The 1,565-nt window shown below is 46.9% G+C and carries 2 protein-coding genes; both read right to left on the bottom strand.

Translation table 11 applies throughout. From position 1 onward, the window contains the following. Positions 1-766: 766 nt before the first annotated feature. On the bottom strand, positions 767-1,195 hold the full coding sequence (locus tag Q0238_RS09700) for a VOC family protein (RefSeq protein WP_297945605.1): 429 nt from the start codon (positions 1,193-1,195) through the stop codon (positions 767-769). A gap of 215 nt (positions 1,196-1,410) precedes the next feature. Further along, positions 1,411-1,565 (bottom strand): neutral zinc metallopeptidase (locus Q0238_RS09705; protein ID WP_297945606.1); only part of this gene is annotated, 155 nt, incomplete at its 5' end.

Raw genomic sequence — 1,565 nt, forward strand, 5'->3', positions numbered from 1 at the left:
TTTTAAAGGTCTATAAAAGCGTCAAGGCAAAGGATCACGCCGCAAAGGTGCTCGCGGATCTACTAGCTGCGGGGAAGTAGAGCGCTAGGCGGCGTTTTGAAGCAGAGCTTGCACGCATTTGGGCACTAAATTCTAATATGAAATTTGCTACGGAATTTCGGCGTCAAATTTATGCGTCGAAGCTTCGGCATTAAAATTTAGTCTTGAAATTTTGCCTTAGAATTCTGCTTCTCATTTGAAAATTGAATTTTAGGCAGAGCTATAACTGCGATTTTAGCGGCAAATTTATCACCCCAAACCAAAATTTTAAAGGAAAAATATGAAAAAACTTAATCATTCTAGCCCATCCGGATATTAAAAATTCGGTTATAAACAAGCGCTTTTTAAAAGAGGCCGCTGCGAAAAATTTCGAGAAATTTATCGCCCTATTCCTTGCGTGCTTATGGACAAAAACGCTGCGAAATATCCGCTTTCTTGCTTTGTGTAGCGGCATGCGATACGAGCAAAGCGGTACTGCGAGCGCGAGTAAAACAGCATGGCGAGGTGCGGGTAAATTTTAGCCTCACACAAAATCTACGCCGCGGATAATATCGGAGAGTAAAATTTCGCCCGATGTTTAGAGCAAAGCGCGGGAAAAACGGCGCTGCAAATTATACGAGCCAAAAAACCCGCCCGATGATTTGCAATAAATTTTGAGTTTAAATTTTACACGTTTGCGCAAAGGCTTCGGCGCCTCCGAATAAGCCTCGGCCGCAAAAATTTTGATCTAAAATTTGATCAGCCCGTCCCCGTCAAATTTAAAACCGGGCCCCCAAGCCACCTCCCAGTAGTATCCGTCCGGATCGGCAAAATACGCGTGGTACCCGCCCCAAAACGTATCTTGGGGCTCCTTGACGATGGTACCGCCCGCCTTTTTTACTAGCTCTATGACGCTAGCTACGTCCTCTTTGTTTTTTACGTTATACGCTAGCGTGATGCCGCCAAATCCACTGCCTCTGAGCGGATCGTTTTCGCTGGTATCTCGCGCCAGCGCGTCCAGTGGATAGAGCTCAAATTTGGTCCCCGGCGTATTAAAAAAGCATACCGGCGGGTCGTCGTCTTTGCAATCCGTCTCGTAACCTAGGCCGTCTCTGTAAAATTTCAGCGCCCTTTGCATGCTTCGTACGCCTAGGCAGATGCAGGTTATTTTGTTCATTTTCGCCTCCATAAATTTTAACGTATCTATTTTAGTTTCTTATGCCGTAGTCAAGCCTGCGCTCAAACAAGCCGTCGCCGCACTAACCGAACACGCCGTACAAGCTTTTAATCGCCGATCATGAAATTCTAAAATTCCGCCTCCAAACCCGGCGTTAAATTTTAAAAATTTAAACCGCCCTTGATCTAGCCCGCAAGCTAGCTCAAAGCCCACGCTTACGGCTCAAACGAGCAAGCCTTTAGGTTTCCGCCCGCTAAGCCTCTTTTAAACCATTCTTTGCGCTGTGCCGAGGTGCCGTGTGTGAAAGAATCGGGCACGACGCGACCGCTAAATTTACGCTGCAACGTATCGTCGCCGATCGCGCTGGCGG

The sequence above is a fragment of the uncultured Campylobacter sp. genome, from assembly GCF_938045775.1.
Classification (GTDB): Bacteria; Campylobacterota; Campylobacteria; order Campylobacterales; family Campylobacteraceae; genus Campylobacter_B.

Coding starts and splice junctions, on each gene's coding strand:
- Q0238_RS09700 (WP_297945605.1), bottom strand. CDS start 1,195: ATGAACAAAATAACCTGCATCTGCCTAGGCGTACGAAGCATGCAAAGG.